The organism is Klebsiella huaxiensis (genome assembly GCF_003261575.2).
Classification (GTDB): Bacteria; Pseudomonadota; Gammaproteobacteria; order Enterobacterales; family Enterobacteriaceae; genus Klebsiella; species Klebsiella huaxiensis.
Genome location: NZ_CP036175.1, coordinates 4,033,266 through 4,055,962, shown reverse-complemented (window position 1 = coordinate 4,055,962; position 22,697 = coordinate 4,033,266). Strand labels below are relative to the sequence as shown.

Here is a 22,697-nt window from a genome sequence, read left to right as displayed (position 1 = left end):
TATTCTCAACTTTGTTAATTAAAGAATCGACCATTAATGGTCAGTGCATTTTACCTGTACCAGATTGCGAAGATGAACCCAATAAAGCATTTGGGTCATCCCAATAATTTTTCGCACCTGAAGTACCCAGAGACTTTTTCTTACCTCGAAGAGCTACCATATTATTTATTTCATCAATAATATGCCCAATTGTATCTCGCCGTTTTTTATCCGTTTCACCGACCTGCATCGACTGGAGTTTATTTACCAGAGCTTGAGTATTGATCGGCCCCTTGTTTTTGAGTAGAGAGAGAACAGCCTCTCCAATCAGTACATCTGTTAAGTGTTCAATCTCACCACTATTCATAACTGTATCTCTGATTACCGTCGTCTCCATGACTGGAGATTTGGTTTGAAGTCGATGCTCTGATTAAGTATTGGTATCATCCGTGAAATCAGACTCTTCAGTGTCGACCTAATTCACCAGATTACTGCTGGCACGCTTAATCTTGTCGCTCAAAGAGCAAACCGATTAACGTTTGATAGTGGTTCTCTTCTTCAGGTTGAGAAGCAACTTCAAGGCGACTCAGTAACTTGGTACACAGAGATTTACGATTCAGATTTCGGCCTTCACAAAGGATATCCATCACGATTTGTCCCAGCGTTTCCTGCTGTGAAGGCAAAGAGGCTTTATTGAAATAATGGGCAATAGCGCTAGCTGTGTCAGGAATATAACTGTTCTGCTGCATATGTGCTCCTGTCAGTTCAATCATCAGTTAAGTTGCCATTAAAGTTATACAATGATTGTTAACTTGTACATAAAAAATGGAGAAAAAATGTTATTTTTTTGATTATATTGTTTGATTAATTAATTGATTTATATGTAATTTTATTTTTTACTAAACCGACCCTGTACTATCTGGGGAATGTGCATTCTGTACAGGTATTGGCGGGAGAAGAAGGTCAATCAAAAGAACGGTTTAATGTGAAATATTTGTTAATATATTTGTCTTTTTTACAGGACGCAGAACATCAGATCTGCTACTGTAATATCTCAATCTTTTTTCTCTCTCCTGTCGGGAATTTCATGCTCACTACCATCATTTATCGCAGTCATATCTGCGACAACGTGTCAGTTAAATCGCTCGAAAGCATGGTTGCTGAAGCAAATGTAAAAAATAGCCAGATGGGCGTGTCCGGGATTTTACTTTTTAATGGCACCCATTTTTTTCAGCTATTAGAAGGACCTGAAGAGAAGGTTCTGGAAATTTATCGTCATATCTGTGGGGACTCGCGCCACCATAATCTTGTTGAACTGCTTAGCGATCATGGTCCGACGCGTAGATTTGGCAACATCGGTATGGAACTCTTTGATTTACGAGAGTATGACCGCGATGACGTTCTGCAAATGGTGTTGGATAAAGGGACCACTAAATATCAGCTAACTTACGATGACCGGGCCCTCCACTTTTTTCGTACCTTCGTGGAAGCGACGGAAAAGGATAATTATTACGAAATTCCCGCGCCGGAAAGCTGGGATTTTGTAACGGATAGCACAGCTTTTTATCCTGAAGTCCCGTTCATTCAGGCCGAGTGCAGCTTCGCTTTTCAGCCAGTGATCGACCCGTTTGCTAAAGAAATTGTTTCCGTTGAGGCGTTGCTGCGTACCACCTGCGGTGGATCGCCAGAGGTTTATTTTGATGGACTCTCGCGAGAGGATATTTATAAGGCGGACCTCCACAGTAAGCGGGTGGCGTTTGCCATGGCGGGACGTCTGCGTCTGCGTGGATGCACGTTGTCTATTAATCTCTTACCGATGACTTTGGTGAATGTTCCCGGCGCTGTTGAGTTTCTTTTAGATGAAATCAAGGCGAATGGTTTGATTTCAGAGCAGATTATTGTTGAGTTCACCGAGAGTGAAGCTATCTCACGTATTGATGAATTCACTGATTCTATTCGTAAGCTCAAGTCTGCGGGTATTCGCGTCGCTATTGATCACTTTGGTGCCGGGTTTGCCGGACTTTTGTTGCTGGCTCAGTTTCAGCCGGATCGCATAAAGATCAATCGTCAACTGGTCAAAGATATCCACAAGCACGGGCCAAGACAGGCAATTGTGCAGGCCATTATTAAATGCTGTAACTCGCTGGAAATTGCCGTCTCGGCGGTAGGAATCGAGCGGCCGGAAGAGTGGATGTGGCTCGAGTCGGCAGGGATCGCACATTTTCAAGGGAATTTATTTGCCAGTCCGTGTTTGGGCGGAATTCCTGCGGTCGCATGGCCCGAAAAAAAATCAGCCTGGGATGTTCTTTAAAATTTGCCTGGTACCCATAGTCTGAAAACGCCAGATAAATCATTCATACTCCCTTTTTGGCCTACAGATTGGCGTCCAACCTGTTATATTTTAACTGTACAAGAAAAGTTAATTGTACAGTCTGACTAAATTCGTTAATTTAGCCAGGTAAGTATGGCATGTTACGAGGGCGCTAATGGCTTATTACAGTATCGGTGAAGTTGCCGAACGTTGCGGAATTAATCCCGTTACTTTGCGTGCATGGCAGCGAAGATACGGTTTGCTTAAACCGCAGAGAAGCGAGGGGGGGCACCGTCAGTTTGACGATGAAGACGTTCAACGTATTGAGGAGATCAAGCGCTGGATTGAACGTGGAGTCTCTGTCGGTAAGGTCAAGGCGTTACTGGAAGGTCATCAACCTGCTGCCCACGATGGTTCAGCTTTACTCCAGGACGAGATGATGACACTTCTGCGAGTTGTACAGCCCTCGAAATTACGCGCCAGAATTATGTCTCTTAGCCACGAATATCCCGTGGATAGTCTTATCGACCAGCTTTATGTGCCCGTGCGGCAGAAATTAAATCTTGATCAAAACACGTCGTTGGCCATTAGCAGCATGCTGGATGGAATTTTGATCGATAGCGTGGCGTCATTCCTTGCCGAATCGCGTAAAAAAGTCGGTAAAGAGACGTTGTTGGTTGGCTGGGGTAATGAAGATCGTACCCGGCTCTGGTTAGAAGCATGGCGACTGTCGCAGCGTGCCTGGCATGTTAACGTTCTGGCTGAACCGCTTGATTCTCCTCGCCCGGAACTGTTCCCTGGACAGCATATTTTTGTCTGGACCGGCCGTGCGTTATCTCCTTTGCAGGCGGAATTACTCAGCCACTGGCAAAGTGGTAATGACTCCAACTTATTGATAGTGTTTTATGTTCAGATAATGCCCGATGACTTTGTCATGCAGCTCCACCGATTTTGAGAACGACAGCGACTTCCGTCCCAGCCGTGCCAGGTGCTGCCTCAGATTCAGGTTATGCCGCTCAATTCGCTGCGTATATCGCTTGCTGATTACGTGCAGCTTTCCCTTCAGGCGGGATTCATACAGCGGCCAGCCATCCGTCATCCATATCACCACGTCAAAGGGTGACAGCAGGCTCATAAGACGCCCCAGCGTCGCCATAGTGCGTTCACCGAATACGTGCGCAACAACCGTCTTCCGGAGCCTGTCATACGCGTAAAACAGCCAGCGCTGGCGCGATTTAGCCCCGACATAGCCCCACTGTTCGTCCATTTCCGCGCAGACGATGACGTCACTGCCCGGCTGTATGCGCGAGGTTACCGACTGCGGCCTGAGTTTTTTAAGTGACGTAAAATCGTGTTGAGGCCAACGCCCATAATGCGGGCAGTTGCCCGGCATCCAACGCCATTCATGGCCATATCAATGATTTTCTGGTGCGTACCGGGTTGAGAAGCGGTGTAAGTGAACTGCAGTTGCCATGTTTTACGGCAGTGAGAGCAGAGATAGCGCTGATGTCCGGCGGTGCTTCTGCCGTTACGCACCACCCCGTCAGTAGCTGAACAGGAGGGACAGCTGATAGAAACAGAAGCCACTGGAGCACCTCAAAAACACCATCATACACTAAATCAGTAAGTTGGCAGCATCACCAATTTTTAAGTCATAAGGATGCTGTAATGCAGAAAAATTAAAACTTACGCTATAACTATAGTCATGATTTTCTACCTGTACAATTTTTTCATGGAATTTTGTACTTATAGATTAAGTTTTTTATTTTATAAATATAATTTATTGTTTTTGTTGATGTTTTTAGTGATGGTGAACTTGTACAGAGTGAAGATTTAGCAAGCAGGATGAACTATCCTGAAGATGGTGGTGGAAGGGGGAAGAGGATAGAGCCTGAAGGGAGTGGAGAGAAAAGGGGGAATGTCTCCCCCTTCAAGTTTATAACCGTTACTACTTCGGCTCAGCGACAACAAAACTTCCCACGCCGCGGTTATTGTATTCCCACATGCGGTTGAAGTTAGCATCGTTAAGGTTGCGCTGTGGATTGCCTTTGTCATCGGCAGTACCGGTATTACCGCTAAACGGACGGTTTGAACCCACGGCATCAGCCCACGGTTTGGCCATATTAAAGCCTTCATTAATCACGCTATCGCGGATAACGACCTGGCCGTTGGTATTGCCGTCGACGTCCAGAGAACGGCCCAATTGCGCAACGTTATCGCCGGAAGCGGTAAAGCGGCTGTTGACCGCCAGGAAGCCATAGGTCACGCTTTTCAGGGTGGCCGGAGCAAAGACGTAGGCCTCTTTCTGGGTGCGAGAATTCACCACGCGGAAGTCGGTGTTATCGAATACCACGGCGCCGCGGCCGGAAACAATATCGACATCGCCTTCAATGTAGCTATTGCTGACCAGCGTACGAGTCTGACGATTATCCTGCAGACGGTTCTGTACGCCGCTATTGGTCACGAAAAAGGTATTCTGGCGACCAAGGATATTCACGTTATTTATCTGAACCTGATCGCCATCGGTGCGCAGAGCGACTGCCTGATGGGTACCTGCGTCAACGCTATCGCCAAGGTTATTGGCGATAGTCAGGTTCTGCAGTTGCAGACCGTTGTTCTGCGACCAGAATACTGCTGAGCACATGACGCCAATGGTGGCGGTGCGTTTGCTCTGGCAGTTGTCGAACATATACCAGGCCGGTTTACCTGGCATGTATTTACCGCCTGGATTGACCTGATGACGCCAGGAGACCGGATCCATTTCTGAATCAATCGCCTCGCTGATTTTTACGTCAATCGGCTTCTCGCCGGTGCCGTACAGAGTCAGCGCGCCGGGGGCTGCCGGAACGTATACGGTGCCTGCATATTCGCCCGGCATAATGGCGATAAACTGACGGCGGTTGGAGTGGCGAGTTATTGCCGCGTCAACCGCAGCCTGAATGGTGGTATGGGTTACGCCCTGAGTCCCGGCAGGCCCGACAACAAAATCGGGCTGTGCCGGAAGGCTGATGGCGGACGGATGCCAGGCCGCAGCGTTCGGATCCAGAGACTGGAAATAGCTCGCGGGTAAAAAGTTCTTTGCCTCGTCGGCGGTTAAAACAGGACGAGAGGCCGTGCCCGGCGCAGTCTGCGTTGAGGGCTGTTGATCGGCAGGCGTCGAACTACAGGCGGACAACGTCACGCCAAAGGCCAGCGCCAGCGCCATGCGGGAAACGGAATATGTGTTCATGTTGCTCCGGGCAAGAATCAATCAAATAGATATACCCTGAATTGAAGTATGACGGGTATAAGTCCTTTAAAGCCTGCTGTTTTATACCAAGTTAAGCGAAACGGGAAGACATAGCGCAAAAAAGTTGCTGCTTTTGTATAGCAGGAACCGGGAATGGGTCGCTTTTGATCACAAATAAATAACATTTGCGCTTGCCTGAGTTGACATTTCTTGCGGAATCAAAATAAATGTCTATACAACCCATGACAAGTTGACCGCTATGACACATGCCACTTCCGAACGCGTAATCTGGCGAAATGCCCGCCTTGCCACCCTCGATCCCCATCTATCCCAACCCTATGGTCTACTGGAGCGTCACGCGCTGCTGGTGCGCAATGGTCGCATTGAGGCCGTTGTTCCCGACAGCGAGGCGCCCGCAGGGCGAAGTATCGATCTCGGCGGCAGGCTTCTGACGCCGGGGCTAATTGATTGCCATACTCACTTGATATTCGGCGGCAGTAGGGCGCAGGAGTGGGAACAGCGCCTCAATGGTGTTTCCTACCAGACTATTAGCGCCAACGGCGGCGGCATTAACTCAACGGTGCGCGCTACCCGGGAAAGCAGCGAAGCTGAACTGCTGGAGCTGGCCCGACGGCGGCTGGAGCGACTGCTGCGTGAAGGGGTCACCACTCTGGAGATTAAATCCGGCTACGGGTTAGACCTTGAAAACGAACGCAAGATGCTGCGTGTCATACAACAGCTGGCTGCAAGCTATGCCGTCGAGATTTCGCCAACGCTGCTCGCCGCTCACGCCACACCGCCGGAATATAAAGGCGACCCGGATGGCTACATTAATCTGGTTTGCGAAGCGATTCTGCCCGCGCTGTGGGAAGAGGGATTGTTCGAAAGCGTCGATGCCTTCTGCGAAAACGTCGGTTTTAGCCCGGCGCAAACTGAGCGGGTTTACAGTACGGCTCAGGCATTGTGTATTCCGGTAAAGGGGCACGTTGAGCAGCTCTCTTCGCTGGGCGGCGCTGAGCTGGTGAGCCGCTATCAAGGCCTCTCCGCCGACCATATTGAATATTTGACGCCAGAGGGAGTCGCGGCAATGAGCCGCAGCGGCACCGTGGCGGTGCTCCTGCCCGGCGCGTTCTATTTTCTTAACGAAACCCGTAAACCGCCGGTTGATCTGCTGCGTGAGCATAAAGTGCCGATGGCGGTGGCGACCGACTACAACCCAGGCACCAGCCCCTTCGCCAGCCTGCATCTGGCGATGAATATGGCCTGCGTGAAGTTTGGCCTGACGCCGGAGGAGGCGTGGGCTGGCGTGACTCGCCATGCGGCGCAGGCGCTGGGCCGTCAGGCGAGCCACGGCCAGTTGGCGGCAGGTTTTGTGGCCGATTTTGCTATCTGGGATGCGGAACATCCGGTAGAGATGGTTTATGAGCCTGGGCGCAGTCCGCTCTGGCAGCGCGTCGTACGAGGAGAAATCGCATGAATCTATGGCAACCCACGCCCGCAGAGCTTTGGCTGGGGCGCGACGACAGCACAGAAGCCGCTAACGCGCTGCGCTTGTTTCAAACCATCGCGCGGGCTGAACGCTTTGAACCTGAAGCGCTGGTGGGTGATATTGCCCTGCTGGGATTCGCCTGCGATGAAGGTGTCCGGCGCAATAAAGGGCGCATCGGGGCCGAAAAGGGACCTGAAACCCTGCGGCGGGCGCTGGCGAACATGGCCAGTCATCGGGGGCATGACCGCTGCGTTGATATGGGAACCATCAGCGTGGAGGGGGATGAGCTGGAAGAGGCTCAGCAGGCGCTACGCGAAGCGGTTACTGCCTGTCAACGTGCTGGAAAACGGACGCTGGTGTTAGGCGGCGGTCACGAGACGGCTTTCGGCCACGGCGCCGGAGTACTGGATGCGTTTCCTGACGAAAAAGTGGGCATCATTAACCTTGATGCGCACCTGGATTTGCGTTTTGCCAACCAGGCCAGTTCCGGTACGCCGTTCCGTCAGCTGGCGCTGGCCTGCGAAGCGCAGCAGCGCGGTTTTCATTATGCTTGTATCGGCGTAAGCCGCGCCGCCAATACTCAGGCGCTGTGGGATGAGGCCGCCCACCGCGAGGTGACGATTATTGAGGATCTCGATGTTCTTACCTCCTTTGAGGCGCGGGTTTTGCCGGAGATTAGCCGCAATATTGCCTGTTACGATCGCCTGTATCTGACTATCGATCTGGATGTGCTGCCCGCTCGTGAAATGCCGGCGGTATCCGCGCCTGCCGCGCTGGGTATCCCGCTGGCAACGCTGCTGCGTATTGTCGAGCCGCTGTGCCGTAGCGGTAAGCTTCAGGCAGTGGATCTGGTCGAGTTCAACCCGCAGTACGATATCGATAGCCAGGGAGCCCGCGCGGCAGCGCGTCTGGCATGGCAAATCGCCCATTGGTGGCAGTAGCGATTCAGTATATTCTGGACGTTTCGCCGCCACTAGTACAAGGAAAGCCCGGCCATGTTCTCATCGCAACCTCGTTCCGCGCCTGCGCCATTCTATGAAAAGGTGAAGCAGGCGATCAGCGAAAAGATCCATAGCGGCGTCTGGCGTCCGCACGATCGCATTCCTTCGGAAGCGGAACTGGTAGCGCAGTTTGGCTTTAGCCGGATGACCATTAACCGGGCGCTGCGTGAGCTGACCGATGAAGGCCTGCTGGTGCGACTGCAGGGGGTGGGCACTTTTGTCGCGGAGCCGAAAGGGCAGTCGGCGCTGTTTGAAGTGCGCAGCATCGCGGAAGAAATTGCTTCTCGCCACCATCAGCACCGCTGCGAGGTGCTTTTGCTGGAGGAAACGCAGGCTGACCTGATTCATGCCGCGGCGCTGAACGTGGCCGCCGGTACGCGGATTTTTCATTCGCTGATGGTACATTTCGAAAATGATGTCCCGGTACAGATTGAGGACCGCTGCGTTAACGCTGCGGTGGTGCCGGACTATCTGCGTCAGGACTATACCGTCACCACGCCTCACGATTATTTGTCGTTGATCGCCCCCTTAACCGAAGGGGAACATATTGTTGAAGCAGTGCAGGCAACGGCTGAGGAGTGTGCGCTGCTGCATATCCATGCCCATGACCCATGCCTGCTGATCCGCCGTCGCACCTGGTCCACCACCCATATCGTCTCCCATGCGCGCCTGCTTTTTCCCGGTAGCCGCTATCGTCTGCAGGGCCACTTCGGTTCCTGATCTTCCTGCGCGTCGGCAAAACGTGATTGCTGACGCAATATAACAAAAATGTATCATTTATGTTAAATCCTGGCTTGCGTGTGCTTGTATAGACAGGTATATGTATCTGCGTACACAACGTTAATTGTCAGGAGAACCCCGATGTCGCAAAGCAAATACCGCCAGCAGGATGTACGTGCACCGCGTGGCACGACGTTAAATGCGAAGAGCTGGCTGACCGAAGCCCCACTGCGTATGCTCATGAACAACCTCGACCCGGATGTCGCCGAAAACCCGCATGAGCTGGTGGTGTACGGTGGTATTGGACGCGCGGCGCGTAACTGGGAATGCTATGACGCCATCGTGAAGGCGTTGAAAGAATTAGAGAGCGACGAAACCCTGCTGGTACAGTCCGGTAAGCCAGTGGGCGTATTCAAAACCCACGAAAACTCGCCGCGCGTACTGATCGCCAACTCTAACCTGGTTCCGCACTGGGCAACCTGGGAGCACTTTAACGAGCTGGACGCTAAAGGCCTGGCAATGTACGGCCAGATGACCGCCGGCAGCTGGATCTACATCGGCAGCCAGGGCATCGTGCAGGGCACTTATGAGACCTTCGTTGAGGCCGGTCGTCAGCACTATCAGGGCAGCCTGAAAGGGCGCTGGGTGCTGACCGCAGGTCTGGGAGGGATGGGCGGCGCGCAGCCGCTGGCGGCAACCTTAGCGGGTGCCTGCTCGCTGAATATTGAATGCCAGCAGAGCCGTATTGATTTCCGTCTGCGCACTCGTTACGTTGATGAACAGGCGACCTCGCTGGATGACGCCCTGGCGCGCATCAAAAAATACACTGCCGAAGGCCGCGCGATCTCCATCGCCTTGTGCGGCAACGCGGCAGACATTGTGCCGGAAATGGTCAAGCGCGGCGTGCGTCCTGATATGGTGACCGACCAGACCAGCGCCCACGACCCGCTGCACGGTTATCTGCCGAAAGGCTGGAGCTGGGAAGAGTATCAGGTGAAAGCCGAATCGGACCCGCAGGGCACTATCCTTGCGGCGAAGCGCTCAATGGCCGACCACGTGCAGGCGATGCTGGCTTTCCACGAAATGGGCGTACCGACGTTTGACTACGGCAACAACATTCGCCAGATGGCCCAGGAGATGGGGGTTGGCAATGCGTTTGATTTCCCCGGCTTCGTTCCCGCCTATATCCGCCCACTGTTCTGCCGCGGCATCGGTCCGTTCCGCTGGGTTGCCCTGTCCGGCGATCCGCAGGATATCTATAAAACCGACGCTAAAGTTAAAGAGATCGTGAAAGATGATAAGCATCTGCACCACTGGCTGGATATGGCCCGCGAACGTATCAGCTTCCAGGGGCTACCGGCGCGTATCTGCTGGGTAGGCCTGGAGTGGCGGCAGAAGCTGGGGCTTGCGTTTAACGAAATGGTGCGCAGTGGTGAAGTCTCGGCGCCAATCGTCATTGGCCGCGACCACCTTGACTCTGGCTCCGTTGCCAGCCCTAACCGTGAAACGGAATCAATGCGCGATGGTTCTGATGCCGTCTCCGACTGGCCGTTGCTCAACGCGTTGCTGAATACCGCCAGCGGGGCGACCTGGGTGTCGCTGCACCACGGCGGCGGGGTAGGGATGGGCTTCTCGCAGCACTCCGGCATGGTTATCGTCTGCGACGGTACCGACGAAGCGGCGGCGCGTATCGCTCGCGTCCTGCACAACGATCCGGCGACCGGCGTGATGCGCCATGCTGATGCGGGTTACGATATCGCGATTGAGTGCGCGACAGAGCAAGGTTTGAATCTTCCGATGGTGGCAGCAACGCAGGGGCACGCTAAATGAACGCTTTAACACTGATTCCGGGTCAACTCAGCCTGTCGCAGCTGCGCGATGTCTATAGCCAGCCGCTCAACATCACCCTCGACAAGAGCGCCTTCGCGGCCATTGACGATAGCGTCGCCTGCGTCAATGCGATTCTGGCGGAAGGCCGCACCGCTTATGGCATTAACACCGGTTTTGGCCTACTGGCGCAAACCCGCATCTCCACCGAAGATCTCGAAAATCTTCAGCGCTCGCTGGTGCTGTCGCACGCTGCGGGGATTGGCGAACCGCTGGATGATGACCTGGCGCGTCTGATTATGGTGCTGAAAATTAACAGCCTGTCGCGCGGCTTTTCCGGGATCCGCCTGAGCGTGATTCAGGCGCTGATCGGTCTGGTGAATGCGGGCGTGACGCCGTGGATCCCGGCGAAAGGCTCGGTCGGCGCATCTGGTGACCTCGCGCCGCTGGCACATATGTCTTTAACGCTGTTGGGCGAAGGAAAAGCGCGGGTGCGCGGCGGCGAATGGCTACCGGCAACGCAAGCGCTGCGCGAGGCGGGCCTGGAGCCGATTACCCTGGCAGCAAAAGAGGGGCTGGCGCTGCTCAACGGCACTCAGGCATCAACGGCGTTTGCCCTTCGAGGCCTGTTTGAAGCGGAAGATCTGTTTGCTTCCGCAGTGGTCTGCGGGGCGTTAACCACCGAAGCGGCACTCGGTTCGCGGCGTCCGTTTGACTCACGCATTCATGAAGCGCGCGGTCAGCGTGGGCAGATTGACGCGGCGGCGCTCTATCGCCATCTGCTGACCGACGATAGTGCGATTTCCCAGTCGCACCATAACTGTACCAAGGTGCAGGATCCGTACTCTCTGCGCTGTCAGCCGCAGGTGATGGGCGCCTGCCTGACCCAGCTTCGCCAGGCGACGGAGGTGCTGCTGATCGAAGCCAACGCTGTTTCCGACAACCCGCTGGTGTTTGCCAGCGAAAACGACGTAATTTCCGGCGGTAACTTCCACGCCGAGCCGGTGGCGATGGCGGCGGACAATATCGCGCTGGCGATTGCCGAAATCGGATCGCTTTCGGAGCGCCGTATTGCCCTGATGATGGACAGCCATATGTCGCAGCTGCCGCCGTTCCTGGTCAAAAACGGCGGCGTCAATTCCGGCTTTATGATTGCCCAGGTGACGGCGGCGGCGCTGGCCAGCGAAAACAAAGCGCTGTCGCACCCACACAGCGTGGACAGCCTGCCGACCTCCGCTAATCAGGAAGACCACGTCTCGATGGCTCCGGCCGCCGGTCGCCGCCTGTGGGCGATGGCGGAAAATACGCGCGGCGTGCTGGCCGTTGAGTGGCTGGCTTCCGTACAGGGGCTGGATATGCGTGAAGGCCTGACCAGCAGTCCGCTGCTGGAAGAGGCGCGCCACCTGCTGCGCGAGCGAGTCACACACTACACCGAAGATCGCTTCTTCGCCCCGGATATCGAAAACGCCATTGCGCTTCTGGCGGCACGTCATCTGACGCGACTGCTGCCTGCCGTGCTCTCAGACCAACACTAAACCATCGCTGTTCTCTGTACCTGCGCCGGGAGGATTTCTCCTCCCGGTCACCCTACACGCATATTTGTCGTCGTATAAAAACTATCAGGACACTTGCATATGCAACAACAAAACAAGCCACACCTGCTGCGCGGGCTGAATGCCCGTCACATTCGTTTTATCGCCCTCGGCTCCGCCATCGGTACCGGGCTATTTTACGGCTCGGCATCGGCGATTAAAGCCGCGGGGCCGGCGGTACTGCTGGCCTATCTGATTGGCGGCGCGGCGGTATTTATCGTCATGCGCGCGCTGGGGGAAATGGCGGTACGTAACCCGGTTTCCGGCTCTTTCAGCAGCTACGCGCGCCAGTATCTTGGCCCGCTGGCGGGATTTATTACCGGCTGGACCTACACCTTTGAGATGGTGATCGTTGCCCTGGCGGACGTTACCGCCTTCGGCATCTATATGGGGCTGTGGTATCCCGACGTTCCGCGCTGGATCTGGGTGCTGAGCATTATCTTTTTTATCGGTGCCATGAACCTGTGCAGCGTACGCGTTTTCGGCGAGATGGAGTTCTGGCTGTCGCTAATTAAAGTGGTGGCGATTATTGCCATGATTGTGGCGGGCGGCAGCATTATTTTCTTTGGTTTCGGTAACGCTTTCCCGGCAACCGGACTGGAAAATTTATGGAGCCACGGCGGCTTTGCCCCTAACGGCTGGGAGGGCATCATCGCCTCGCTCGGCATTGTGATGTTTGCCTTCGGCGGCGTGGAAATTATCGGCGTGACTGCAGCCGAAGCGAAGAACCCACAGAAGGTGATCCCGCAGGCGATCAATACCATTCCGCTGCGTATCGTGCTGTTTTATGTCTGCACCCTGGCGATTCTGATGGCGATTTTCCCGTGGAACAGCTTCGGCGAACGGGGTAGCCCGTTTGTGCTGATTTTTGATGGTCTGGGCATCCCGGCGGCGGCCACCATCCTTAATATTATCGTGATCAGCGCCAGTATTTCGGCGATAAACAGCGATATTTTCGGCGCGGGGCGCATGATGTACGGGATGGCGAAAGAGGGATTGGCACCGAAGAGCTTCCAGCGCATCGCCAGCAACGGCGTGCCGTGGATGACGGTGGTGGTGATGGGCGTGGCGCTGCTGGCAGCGGTGGTGCTGAACTATCTGATGCCGGAGCAAGTGTTTGTGCTGATCGCCTCGCTGGCGGCCTTCGCCACGGTGTGGGTCTGGCTAATGATCCTGCTGGCGCACTTTGCGATGCGTCGTGGTTTGTCTGAAGAAGAGCGTCGTCATATCGCGTTCCCGGTACCATTCTGGCCGGTTGCGCCGCTGCTGACCCTGCTGTTTATGGGGCTGGTGATCGCGGTGCTGGGGATGGTGGAGGAGACTCGGATTGCGCTAATCGCCGGTCTGGTCTGGCTCGGCCTGCTGACGGTAGTGTGGTTTGCGCGGGTCAGAAAAAACGCCGTGCTGGCGGTGACGGAGTAGTTAATCTTCCCGGAGGCGGTGCTGCGCACCTGTCCGGGCTACAAAACCCGCAAACCGCGCGGACCCGTAGCCCGGACCTCCGGGATCGCTAGCTAAACAGGGCGGTAATCGACGCGCTGCCGAGGCTGTGAAAATGGACGTTAAAGCCCACCATCGCGCCGCTTGCTCCCTCATCGACATCAATTTTATCAACATCCAGCGCGTGGACGGTAAAGATATAGCGGTGGGTCTCACCCTTCGGTGGCGCCGCGCCGCCGTATCCTGCCTGACCGAAATCGGTGCGCGTCTGGATCGCCTCTTCGGGTAATTCCGCCTGGCCTGAACCTGCCCCCTGCGGTATCACGCGGGTATCCGCTGGAAGGTTGGCCACAATCCAGTGCCACCAGCCGGAGCCGGTCGGCGCATCGGGATCGAAGCAGGTCACCACGAAGCTCTTGGTTCCCGCCGGGACATCATCCCACGCCAGATGCGGCGAAATATTATCGCCATCGTAGCCCATACCATTGAATACATGACGATTGGGCAGCTTCTCGCCATCCAGCAAATCATGACTGATTAATTTCATCGTCTCTCCTCTGGTTAATCTACTGATTAGCAAAGAAGTGTAGCGTGTGTGGCGAATCATTACCGTCTCTTATTCGCTAAAAAATGTTTCTTCCTGTACTGCGGCGTTAACCGCGTGGGTCAGACGGGTCAGCTGTTCTGGGGTAATGATATACGGCGGCATCAGATAGATCAGGCGTCCAAACGGGCGGATCCACACGCCCTGGTCGACGAAAAAGCGCTGAAGCGCTGCCATATTCACCGGCCTGCGGGTCTCGACCACGCCAATCGCCCCAAGCACACGGACATCGGCAACCAGCGCGGATTCTCTTGCCGGGGCCAGCTCGGCTTTCAGCTGCGCTTCGATGGCTGCCACCTGCTGTTGCCACTCACCGCTTGCCAGCAGACGCAGGCTCTCCGTCGCTACCGCGCAGGCCAGCGGATTGCCCATAAAAGTCGGACCGTGCATAAAGCAGCCCGCTTCGCCGTTACTAATGGTTTCCGCTACCTGGCGGGTGGTTAGCGTGGCGGATAGGGTCATGGTGCCGCCGGTTAGCGCTTTGCCGAGGCACAGAATATCTGCCGCGATGTCTGCGTGCTCGCAGGCGAACAGCTTGCCAGTGCGGCCAAATCCGGTGGCAATCTCATCGGCAATCAGCAGTATGCCCTCGCGGTCGCACATTTTGCGGATCCGCTTGAGCCACTCGGGATGGTACATCCGCATTCCGCCTGCGCCCTGGACAATCGGCTCCACAATAACCGCCGCGATTTCATGGCGATGGGCGGCCATCAGACGAGCGAACGGCACCATATCCAGCTCATCCCATTCACCATCGAAGCGGCTTTGCGGCGCCGGGGCGAACAGGTTATCCGGCAGATAACCCTGCCACAGACTGTGCATTGAATTATCCGGATCGCAGACCGACATCGCGCCGAAGGTGTCGCCGTGATAGCCGTTGCGGAAGGTGAGAAAGCGCTGACGAGGCTCGCCCTTTGCCTGCCAGTACTGGAGCGCCATTTTCATCGCCACTTCAACGGCAACGGAACCGGAATCAGCGAGGAACACGCATTCAAGGGATTCCGGGGTCATTGTCACGAGCTGGCGGCACAGCGCGACGGCGGAAGGGTGAGTGATCCCGCCAAACATCACGTGCGACATCTGGTCAATCTGCGCTTTCATCGCCGCGTTTAGCCGCGGGTGATTGTAGCCATGAATCGCCGCCCACCAGGACGACATGCCGTCAACTAACTGCTCGCCACCGGCAAGGGTCAATTCGCAGCCGTGGGCGGCCACCACCGGATAGACCGGCAGTGGGGAAGTCATAGAAGTGTAAGGGTGCCAGATATGGCGCCGATCGAAAGCGAGATCGTCCATTGTCATAATCGACTTGTAAACCATTTTGAAAACATTTAGGTTTACGAGTATAAACCGAACCGACAATTAACAAAACCCTTTGGAGAGGCTAATGGCTCACCACACCCGCTGGACAATGTCGCAAGTCACTGAGTTGTTTAATAAACCCTTCCTGGATTTACTGTTCGAAGCGCAGCAGATCCATCGCCAGCACTTCGATCCGCGCCAGGTTCAGGTCAGTACGCTGCTGTCGATTAAAACCGGCGCCTGCCCGGAAGATTGCAAATACTGCCCGCAAAGCGCGCGCTACAAAACCGGTCTCGAATCCGAGCGCCTGATGGAGGTTGAACAGGTGCTGGAGTCGGCGCGGCAGGCGAAAAAAGCTGGTTCAACCCGCTTCTGCATGGGGGCGGCGTGGAAGAACCCTAACGATCGCGATATGCCCTACCTCGAGCAGATGGTGAAAGGGGTGAAAGAGATGGGGCTGGAGGCCTGCATGACCCTCGGGACTCTGAACGATAGCCAGGCGCAGCGGCTCGCCGGCGCCGGTCTGGATTACTACAACCACAACCTCGATACCTCGCCGGAGTTCTACGGCAATATCATCACCACCCGTACCTACCAGGAGCGTCTCGATACCCTCGATAAAGTCCGCGATGCGGGAATAAAAGTGTGCTCCGGCGGTATCGTTGGCTTAGGCGAAACGGTCAAAGACCGAGCTGGGTTACTGTTACAGCTGGCCAATTTGCCGACCCCGCCGGAAAGCGTGCCGATCAATATGCTGGTGAAGGTCAAAGGTACGCCGTTGGCGGATAATGATGACGTTGACGCCTTTGATTTTATTCGCACTATCGCCATCGCACGCATCATGATGCCGACCTCGCACGTGCGCCTCTCCGCCGGGCGCGAGCAGATGAACGAACAAACCCAGGCGATGTGCTTTATGGCCGGGGCCAACTCGATTTTCTACGGCTGCAAGCTGCTGACTACGCCCAACCCGGAAGAGGACAAAGATCTGCAACTGTTCCGCAAACTGGGGATTAACCCGCAGCAGACCGCAGTGCTGGAAGGCGATAACGCCCAGCAGCAGCGTCTGGAGCAGGCGTTGATGAATCCCGATACCGAGGAATATTACAACGCGGCGGCGCTATGAGCTGGCAGCAACGCATTGCGCTTGCGCTAGAAGAACGACAGTCGGCGGATGCTTTGCGCCGCCGACTGCCGGTAACCCAGGGGGCAGGGCGCTGGCTCACCCGCGAAGGCCAGCGCTGGCTCAATTTTTCCAGTAACGATTATCTGGGCCTCAGCCAGCATCCGGCGATCGTCAAAGCCTGGCAGGAAGGCGCGGAGCGCTACGGCGTTGGCTCCGGCGGCTCCGGTCACGTCAGCGGCTATAGCGAGGCGCATTGCGCGCTGGAAGAGCAGCTTGCCGACTGGCTGGGCTACCCGCGCGCACTGTTGTTTATCTCCGGTTTTGCCGCCAATCAGGCGGTGATTGCCGCCCTGGTAGGCAAAGAAGATCGGATTGTTGCCGACCGCCTCAGCCATGCTTCGCTCCTTGAAGCTGCTCATCTCAGTCCGGCGCAGCTGCGGCGCTTTCAGCACAATGACGCCCGGCATCTTGAAGAGCTGCTGGCGAAACCGCTATCCGGTCAGCAGCTGGTGGTGACCGAAGGGATTTTCAGTATGGATGGTGATAGCGCTCCGCTGACGGATATCCAGCGGGCGACGCGGGCGGCTGAGGCGCTTCTGCTGGTGGACGACGCGCACGGCATCGGCGTGGTCGGCGAAGAGGGGCGAGGCAGTTGCGATAGCCAACAGGTACATCCGGATCTGCTGATTGTTACCTTCGGCAAAGCTTTTGGCGTGAGCGGCGCGGCGGTACTGTGCAGCGAAGAGTTGGCGGATTATCTGCTGCAGTTTGCCCGTCATCTGATTTACAGCACCGCGATGCCTCCGGCGCAGGCTGTAGCTCTCAGCGCGGCGCTGGGCGTTATTCGTAGCGACGATGGGCAGCAGCGGCGGGAAAAGCTGGCCTGCCATATTGCCGATTTTCGTCGAGAAATGGCCGATTATCCCGGCGAACTGACTCAATCTTGCAGCGCGATTCAGCCGTTGATCGTCGGCGACAACGCGCGCGCGCTGCGGCTGGCGGCACGCCTGCGCGAGCAGGGCTGCTGGGCGACGGCAATCCGCCCGCCGACGGTTCCCTCCGGCAGCGCGCGACTGCGCCTGACGCTTACCGCAGCGCATGAATCCACTGATATTGCTCGTCTGCTGGAGGTGCTGCATGGCGGCGGTGAATAAACGCGCGATAGCGGCGGCGTTTGGTCGTGCAGCGGAACACTATTCTCAACATGATGAATTACAACGCATTAGCGCCTCTCTGCTGCTGGAGCAGCTCAATGTAAAAACCTTCTCCGAGGTGCTGGACGCGGGCTGCGGCCCCGGCAGTATCAGCCGCTACTGGCGTGAAGCGGGTAGTCAGGTGACGGCGCTGGATCTCTCCGTTGATATGCTGGCGCAAGCCCGGCGTGGAGAGTGCGCACATCGCTACATTGAAGGCGACATCGAAGCGCTGCCTCTGGCTGAGGGTTGCGTTGATCTGGCGTGGAGCAACCTTGCGGTTCAGTGGTGCGACAATCTTGCCGCCGCCATTAATGAGCTGTATCGGGTGGTACGCCCCGGCGGGCGCGTTGCGTTTAGTACGCTGTTGGCAGGCTCTTTGCCGGAGCTAAATCAGGCGTGGCGAGCTATTGATGAACAGCCGCATGCCAACCGTTTTCTTAGTGAGCAGTCGGTACGCCAGACGCTGGTTGGTCGTCGCGCTATCGGTCATATCCATGCCATCACTCTGCCGTTTGCCGATGCGCTCAGCGCGATGCGATCCCTGAAAGGCATCGGTGCGACCCATTTGCACCACGGGCGCAGCCCCGCACCGCTGAGTCGCGGTAAACTGCGGCAGCTCCAGTTCGCCTGGCCGCAGCAGCAGGGCCAGTGTCCGCTGACATATCACCTTTTTACAGGAGTCATCGAACGTGATTAAACGTTTTTTCGTGACCGGAACCGATACTGAAGTCGGTAAAACCGTTACCAGCTGCGCTCTGCTACAGGCGGCCAATCGCGCAGGATTCAATAGCGCGGGCTATAAGCCGGTAGCTTCCGGAAGCGAATATACGGCGGAAGGACTGCGCAACGACGACGCGCTGGCTCTACAGCGCAATAGCCAGGTAGCGCTACGCTACGAGCAGGTCAATCCTTTCACTTTTGCTGAGCCGACGTCGCCGCATATTATCAGTGCCGATGAGGGCAGGCTAATTGACGCCGCAGCGCTTTCGGCCGGTTTACGCGAGCTGGAAGGGCTGGCGGATTGGGTGTTAGTCGAAGGGGCGGGGGGCTGGTTTACGCCGCTTTCAGAAACGCTGACCTTTGCCGACTGGGTAGAACAAGAGCAGTTACCGGTGATTTTAGTGGTGGGCGTTAAGCTGGGGTGCATTAACCATGCGATGCTGACCGCGCAGGCGGTGCTTCAGGCCGGTCTGCCGCTGGCCGGATGGGTTGCCAACGACATTCAGCCGCCGGGCAAGCGCCACCTTGAGTATCTGGCGACGCTGAAACGCGTGCTGCCCGCGCCGTTTCTCGGCGAGATCCCGTGGCTGGCGGATGTGGCACAGCGCGAGGATCTCGGTCACTATCTCGATCTCAGCGTGCTGGATCGGGCGTCATCCACTGCGCCAGCAGCGGCGCGTCCAGCTGGATAACGTCACCCTGGGCCACGCTGCGTCCGCAGTGCAGCAGACAAAAACGATCTGCCACCCGGCGAATAAACGGCAGGTGCTGCTCGGCGATCAGTACCGTCAGGCCAATATCGCGATTCAGGCGCACCAGTAAATCGCCCAGCTTATGCAGGAAGCGCTGGCCCCCTGCGCGTGAAGGTTCGTCGAGGATCAGCAGGCGCGGGCGGGTTATCAGCGCTCTGGCCAATGCCAGCTGGTACTGATCGTCAGCGGTGAGCGTAATGCCTTTGCTTTGCCGCAGAGCGTAGAGTTCCGGAAACAGATCGTAAATCTCCCCGGCTACCGCTGACGCGGATTCGCCGCCTGCCGCGAGGGCAATATGCAGATTTTCCTCCACGCTGAGCTGCGAGAAGATACGTTTATCCTGCGGGACGTAGCCAATGCCGATGGCGCTGCGTGACTGCGCGGAGAGCGGCATCAGGTCATAGGGCGCAGCCCCTGCGTCCTGCCAGGTCATACTGCCGCTGGCCACCGGGAGGTGCCCGGTAATACAGTTAACGAGGGTGGTTTTCCCCATCCCCTCGCGCCCCATTACGCAAGTACATTTCCCCGGCCTGAGCTCAAGGTCAACATTCCACAGCGTGTGCTGGCTTCCGTAATAGTGGTTCACGGCACGTAGACTCAACATAGACGTTTTCTCCTTTCCTGGGATAGCGGGCGACGAGAAGATTCTGCAAATCCCTTGCCAGGAAAAAGAACTCTCGGTATTTGCTGACAAATACAGGGGTGGCACGGTGAAAGTGAAGAGGGTTACGGCAGACCTTGCACTTTCCCGGTGCCAGAGAGCTGAAATGTGGTGCAAAAAATAATAGAAAATCCAGCTATTCTTTGCCGATAAATCGCAAAAAAAATTCAATAAATTTTTTTAGCAGGTGTTTTGCCCCATTCAGTGATTTCGGCCGGGTGGCACAGGTCATGGGCTGCAGACAGTTATCCACTATTCCTGTGGATAACCTTGTGCATTAGAGTTAGAGAACTTGCGGTAAGCTAGAGATTACGCGGCCTGCGGGCAAATTGACGCGAAACCCATCTTTTCTTAAATTTTATTAAATATCAATTAATTAAATAAAATCAATGGCTGTAAAAAAAGTGTCACCGACTGCCACAAAAGATTCATCCCCTTGCTTGACAAATGTTAAATGCCAAAAGTTTCTGGGGATAACCCTACTGATTGGTGGATTATCCCGCAAGGCGGCTTTTTTTCGTCCGCGATGGCGGTAAAAAAGACAAATCTACAGATATACGATAGTGTGATACTGTTTTTATATCCAGTATTATTTATTGGCAAAAGTTGAACTGAAGGGTAGAATTAAACACCTGCCGTTCAACCCTTCTTCAGGTCCTGATTGATGAGTAAACCGTTCAAGCTGCATTCTGCTTTCCGTCCCTCTGGCGACCAGCCGGAAGCCATTCGTCGCCTGGAAGAGGGGCTGGAAGATGGCCTGGCGCATCAAACGCTGCTCGGCGTAACCGGTTCGGGTAAAACGTTTACCATCGCCAACGTTATTGCCGATCTCCAGCGCCCGACGATGGTGCTGGCACCCAACAAAACCCTGGCGGCGCAGCTTTACGGCGAGATGAAAGAGTTCTTCCCGGAGAACGCGGTGGAGTACTTCGTCTCGTACTATGACTACTACCAGCCAGAAGCGTACGTACCCAGCTCTGACACCTTCATCGAGAAAGATGCTTCCGTTAACGAACATATCGAACAGATGCGTCTGTCAGCGACCAAAGCGCTACTGGAGCGTCGTGATGTGGTGGTAGTGGCATCGGTTTCCGCTATCTACGGTCTGGGCGATCCGGACCTGTACCTGAAGATGATGCTGCACCTTACGGTCGGCATGATAATCGACCAGCGCGCCATTTTACGCCGTCTGGCTGAACTGCAATATACCCGCAACGATCAGGCTTTTCAGCGCGGTACCTTCCGCGTGCGCGGCGAAGTCATTGATATATTCCCGGCGGAATCTGACGATATCGCGCTGCGCGTTGAGCTGTTCGATGAAGAAGTCGAACGCCTGTCGCTGTTCGATCCGCTGACCGGTCACGTTGAGTCAACGATCCCACGCTTCACCGTCTATCCGAAAACCCACTACGTCACCCCGCGTGAACGTATCGTCCAGGCGATGGAAGAGATTAAAGTTGAGCTGGCTGACCGGCGCAAGGTGCTGCTGGAGAACAACAAGCTGCTGGAGGAGCAGCGCCTGAGCCAGCGTACCCAGTTCGATCTCGAAATGATGAACGAACTGGGCTACTGCTCGGGGATTGAAAACTACTCGCGCTACCTGTCGGGTCGCGGGCCGGGCGAGCCGCCGCCGACGCTGTTTGACTACCTACCGGCCGATGGCCTGCTGGTAATTGATGAGTCCCACGTCACTATTCCGCAAATCGGCGGCATGTACCGTGGGGACCGGGCGCGTAAAGAGACGCTGGTGGAATATGGCTTCCGCCTGCCGTCGGCGCTGGATAACCGCCCGCTGAAGTTTGAAGAATTTGAGGCGCTGGCGCCGCAAAGTATTTATGTCTCGGCGACGCCGGGAGCCTATGAGCTGGATAAATCCGGCGACGAGGTGGTGGACCAGGTAGTCCGTCCGACGGGGCTGCTTGACCCGGTGATTGAAGTGCGTCCGGTGGGAACCCAAGTGGATGACCTGCTCTCGGAAATTCGTATTCGCACCGCGATTAACGAGCGCGTGCTGGTCACCACCCTGACCAAGCGGATGGCGGAAGATTTAACCGAGTATCTGGAAGAGCACGGTGAGCGGGTGCGCTACCTGCACTCAGATATCGACACCGTGGAACGTATGGAAATTATCCGCGACCTGCGTCTGGGCGAGTTTGACGTACTGGTCGGGATTAACCTCTTGCGTGAAGGCTTAGACATGCCGGAAGTGTCGCTGGTGGCTATTCTGGATGCCGACAAAGAGGGCTTCCTGCGCTCGGAGCGCTCGCTGATTCAGACTATTGGCCGAGCGGCGCGTAACATCAACGGTAAGGCGATTCTTTACGGCGACAGGATAACGGCGTCGATGGCCAGAGCGATTGATGAAACCGAGCGTCGTCGTGAGAAGCAGCAACGTTACAATGAAGAGCACGGTATTACTCCTACGGGACTCAATAAGAAAGTGGTTGATATTCTGGCGCTGGGTCAGAATATTGCGAAAACCAAAACCAAGGGACGCGGCAAGTTCCGCTCGCCGGTTGAAGCTGATGCGGTGGAACTGACCCTGACGCCGAAAGCGCTACAGCAGAAAATTCGCGAGCTGGAAGGGCAGATGATGCAGCATGCGCAAAACCTGGAGTTCGAAGAGGCGGCGCAAATTCGCGACCAGCTTCATCAGCTGCGCGATCTGTTTATCGCTGCGTCGTAGCCGTTTGCGAAATAGAGGCTGGGGCGCGCTTAGCTGGACCTGATGCATTGGTCTGACGTCTC

20 protein-coding genes are annotated in these 22,697 nt (G+C 55.7%); 13 read left to right on the top strand and 7 right to left on the bottom strand.

All coding sequences use genetic code 11. From position 1 onward, the window contains the following. Nucleotides 1-40 precede the first annotated feature (40 nt). Together DA718_RS19410 and ycgZ are read right to left on the bottom strand one after the other, a co-directional pair. The gene (locus tag DA718_RS19410; protein WP_142515279.1) at nucleotides 41-346 is read right to left on the bottom strand and encodes a hypothetical protein; all 306 of its coding nucleotides are present in this window, start codon (nucleotides 344-346) and stop codon (nucleotides 41-43) included. A gap of 136 nt (nucleotides 347-482) precedes the next feature. Continuing rightward, nucleotides 483-728 (bottom strand): regulatory protein YcgZ, encoded by a 246-nt coding sequence (gene ycgZ / locus DA718_RS19405; protein WP_112214433.1) that lies wholly within the window; start codon nucleotides 726-728, stop codon nucleotides 483-485. 338 nt (nucleotides 729-1,066) lie between these two features. On the opposite strand from ycgZ, the gene DA718_RS19400 reads away from it, so the two are divergent. Together DA718_RS19400 and DA718_RS19395 are read left to right on the top strand one after the other, a co-directional pair. Then, entirely contained in the window at nucleotides 1,067-2,290 is a 1,224-nt protein-coding gene (locus DA718_RS19400) for a diguanylate phosphodiesterase (RefSeq protein ID WP_112214432.1), read from the top strand. Between the two features lie 175 nt (nucleotides 2,291-2,465). Beyond that, the gene (locus tag DA718_RS19395) at nucleotides 2,466-3,245 is read left to right on the top strand and encodes a MerR family transcriptional regulator (RefSeq protein ID WP_227015948.1); all 780 of its coding nucleotides are present in this window, start codon (nucleotides 2,466-2,468) and stop codon (nucleotides 3,243-3,245) included. Here DA718_RS19395 and DA718_RS19390 read toward each other — a convergent pair. After that, nucleotides 3,180-3,877, bottom strand: a protein-coding gene (locus tag DA718_RS19390) for an IS1-like element IS1A family transposase (protein ID WP_227015939.1) whose coding sequence is annotated in 2 segments (ribosomal slippage) — nucleotides 3,180-3,628 and nucleotides 3,628-3,877 — 699 coding nt in all. Because the reading frame shifts where the segments join, the coding sequence is not laid out codon by codon here. The genes DA718_RS19395 and DA718_RS19390 overlap by 66 nt on opposite strands. A 361-nt stretch (nucleotides 3,878-4,238) precedes the next feature. Then, a complete protein-coding gene (locus tag DA718_RS19385) occupies nucleotides 4,239-5,519 on the bottom strand; it encodes a putative acyl-CoA thioester hydrolase (protein WP_112216949.1) in 1,281 nt (426 codons plus the stop codon). 259 nt (nucleotides 5,520-5,778) lie between these two features. Between DA718_RS19385 and hutI the strand changes: the two genes are divergently transcribed. From hutI to DA718_RS19355, 6 genes are all read left to right on the top strand, one after another. Then, a complete protein-coding gene (gene hutI / locus DA718_RS19380) occupies nucleotides 5,779-6,996 on the top strand; it encodes an imidazolonepropionase (protein WP_112216950.1) in 1,218 nt (405 codons plus the stop codon). Beyond that, entirely contained in the window at nucleotides 6,993-7,949 is a 957-nt protein-coding gene (hutG, locus tag DA718_RS19375) for a formimidoylglutamase (protein ID WP_112216951.1), read from the top strand. Before hutI ends, hutG begins: the two co-directional genes overlap by 4 nt. Before the next feature lie 54 nt (nucleotides 7,950-8,003). Further along, a complete protein-coding gene (locus DA718_RS19370; RefSeq protein ID WP_112216952.1) occupies nucleotides 8,004-8,729 on the top strand; it encodes a histidine utilization repressor in 726 nt (241 codons plus the stop codon). 141 nt (nucleotides 8,730-8,870) lie between these two features. Continuing rightward, nucleotides 8,871-10,559, top strand: a complete 1,689-nt coding sequence (gene hutU / locus DA718_RS19365) for a urocanate hydratase (RefSeq protein ID WP_112216953.1) — start codon at nucleotides 8,871-8,873, stop codon at nucleotides 10,557-10,559. Then, the gene (gene hutH / locus DA718_RS19360; protein WP_112216954.1) at nucleotides 10,556-12,091 is read left to right on the top strand and encodes a histidine ammonia-lyase; all 1,536 of its coding nucleotides are present in this window, start codon (nucleotides 10,556-10,558) and stop codon (nucleotides 12,089-12,091) included. Before hutU ends, hutH begins: the two co-directional genes overlap by 4 nt. Nucleotides 12,092-12,190: 99 nt before the next feature. Beyond that, nucleotides 12,191-13,570, top strand: coding sequence for an amino acid permease (locus tag DA718_RS19355; RefSeq protein ID WP_112216955.1), 1,380 nt, complete (start codon nucleotides 12,191-12,193; stop codon nucleotides 13,568-13,570). An 88-nt stretch (nucleotides 13,571-13,658) separates the two neighbouring features. Here DA718_RS19355 and DA718_RS19350 read toward each other — a convergent pair whose 3' ends face one another. Both DA718_RS19350 and bioA read right to left on the bottom strand, forming a co-directional pair. Next, nucleotides 13,659-14,135, bottom strand: coding sequence for a kinase inhibitor (locus DA718_RS19350; RefSeq protein ID WP_112216956.1), 477 nt, complete (start codon nucleotides 14,133-14,135; stop codon nucleotides 13,659-13,661). A gap of 69 nt (nucleotides 14,136-14,204) precedes the next feature. Then, nucleotides 14,205-15,494 (bottom strand): adenosylmethionine--8-amino-7-oxononanoate transaminase, encoded by a 1,290-nt coding sequence (bioA, locus tag DA718_RS19345; RefSeq protein ID WP_112216986.1) that lies wholly within the window; start codon nucleotides 15,492-15,494, stop codon nucleotides 14,205-14,207. Between the two features lie 85 nt (nucleotides 15,495-15,579). Between bioA and bioB the strand changes: the two genes are divergently transcribed. Genes bioB through bioD form a run of 4 tightly spaced genes read left to right on the top strand, consistent with a single transcriptional unit; the run spans nucleotide 15,580 to nucleotide 19,228 of the window. After that, the gene (gene bioB, locus DA718_RS19340; protein WP_112216957.1) at nucleotides 15,580-16,620 is read left to right on the top strand and encodes a biotin synthase BioB; all 1,041 of its coding nucleotides are present in this window, start codon (nucleotides 15,580-15,582) and stop codon (nucleotides 16,618-16,620) included. Beyond that, the gene (gene bioF, locus DA718_RS19335; protein WP_112216958.1) at nucleotides 16,617-17,774 is read left to right on the top strand and encodes an 8-amino-7-oxononanoate synthase; all 1,158 of its coding nucleotides are present in this window, start codon (nucleotides 16,617-16,619) and stop codon (nucleotides 17,772-17,774) included. Before bioB ends, bioF begins: the two co-directional genes overlap by 4 nt. Further along, nucleotides 17,758-18,513, top strand: coding sequence for a malonyl-ACP O-methyltransferase BioC (gene bioC, locus DA718_RS19330; protein WP_112216959.1), 756 nt, complete (start codon nucleotides 17,758-17,760; stop codon nucleotides 18,511-18,513). The genes bioF and bioC overlap by 17 nt, the downstream gene beginning before the upstream one ends. Then, nucleotides 18,506-19,228, top strand: a complete 723-nt coding sequence (gene bioD / locus DA718_RS19325; protein ID WP_112216960.1) for a dethiobiotin synthase — start codon at nucleotides 18,506-18,508, stop codon at nucleotides 19,226-19,228. The genes bioC and bioD overlap by 8 nt, the downstream gene beginning before the upstream one ends. On the opposite strand, the gene DA718_RS19320 is transcribed toward bioD, so the two are convergent. Next, a complete protein-coding gene (locus DA718_RS19320; protein WP_112216961.1) occupies nucleotides 19,170-19,892 on the bottom strand; it encodes an ABC transporter ATP-binding protein in 723 nt (240 codons plus the stop codon). The genes bioD and DA718_RS19320 overlap by 59 nt on opposite strands. Before the next feature lie 721 nt (nucleotides 19,893-20,613). Between DA718_RS19320 and uvrB the strand changes: the two genes are divergently transcribed. Continuing rightward, entirely contained in the window at nucleotides 20,614-22,635 is a 2,022-nt protein-coding gene (gene uvrB / locus DA718_RS19310) for an excinuclease ABC subunit UvrB (RefSeq protein WP_112216963.1), read from the top strand. Nucleotides 22,636-22,697: the final 62 nt, after the last annotated feature.

What these genes read in the sequence shown, in the direction of transcription:
- DA718_RS19350 (WP_112216956.1), bottom strand. Translation starts at nt 14,135, where the DNA reads ATGAAATTAATCAGTCATGATTTGCTGGATGGCGAGAAGCTGCCCAAT.
- DA718_RS19370 (WP_112216952.1), top strand. Translation starts at nt 8,004, where the DNA reads ATGTTCTCATCGCAACCTCGTTCCGCGCCTGCGCCATTCTATGAAAAG.
- hutG (WP_112216951.1), top strand. Translation starts at nt 6,993, where the DNA reads ATGAATCTATGGCAACCCACGCCCGCAGAGCTTTGGCTGGGGCGCGAC.
- bioA (WP_112216986.1), bottom strand. Translation starts at nt 15,494, where the DNA reads ATGACAATGGACGATCTCGCTTTCGATCGGCGCCATATCTGGCACCCT.
- uvrB (WP_112216963.1), top strand. Translation starts at nt 20,614, where the DNA reads ATGAGTAAACCGTTCAAGCTGCATTCTGCTTTCCGTCCCTCTGGCGAC.
- bioB (WP_112216957.1), top strand. Translation starts at nt 15,580, where the DNA reads ATGGCTCACCACACCCGCTGGACAATGTCGCAAGTCACTGAGTTGTTT.
- hutI (WP_112216950.1), top strand. Translation starts at nt 5,779, where the DNA reads ATGACACATGCCACTTCCGAACGCGTAATCTGGCGAAATGCCCGCCTT.
- hutU (WP_112216953.1), top strand. Translation starts at nt 8,871, where the DNA reads ATGTCGCAAAGCAAATACCGCCAGCAGGATGTACGTGCACCGCGTGGC.
- bioF (WP_112216958.1), top strand. Translation starts at nt 16,617, where the DNA reads ATGAGCTGGCAGCAACGCATTGCGCTTGCGCTAGAAGAACGACAGTCG.
- hutH (WP_112216954.1), top strand. Translation starts at nt 10,556, where the DNA reads ATGAACGCTTTAACACTGATTCCGGGTCAACTCAGCCTGTCGCAGCTG.
- DA718_RS19395 (WP_227015948.1), top strand. Translation starts at nt 2,466, where the DNA reads ATGGCTTATTACAGTATCGGTGAAGTTGCCGAACGTTGCGGAATTAAT.
- DA718_RS19410 (WP_142515279.1), bottom strand. Translation starts at nt 346, where the DNA reads ATGAATAGTGGTGAGATTGAACACTTAACAGATGTACTGATTGGAGAG.
- ycgZ (WP_112214433.1), bottom strand. Translation starts at nt 728, where the DNA reads ATGCAGCAGAACAGTTATATTCCTGACACAGCTAGCGCTATTGCCCAT.
- DA718_RS19320 (WP_112216961.1), bottom strand. Translation starts at nt 19,892, where the DNA reads ATGTTGAGTCTACGTGCCGTGAACCACTATTACGGAAGCCAGCACACG.
- DA718_RS19400 (WP_112214432.1), top strand. Translation starts at nt 1,067, where the DNA reads ATGCTCACTACCATCATTTATCGCAGTCATATCTGCGACAACGTGTCA.
- DA718_RS19355 (WP_112216955.1), top strand. Translation starts at nt 12,191, where the DNA reads ATGCAACAACAAAACAAGCCACACCTGCTGCGCGGGCTGAATGCCCGT.
- DA718_RS19385 (WP_112216949.1), bottom strand. Translation starts at nt 5,519, where the DNA reads ATGAACACATATTCCGTTTCCCGCATGGCGCTGGCGCTGGCCTTTGGC.
- bioC (WP_112216959.1), top strand. Translation starts at nt 17,758, where the DNA reads ATGGCGGCGGTGAATAAACGCGCGATAGCGGCGGCGTTTGGTCGTGCA.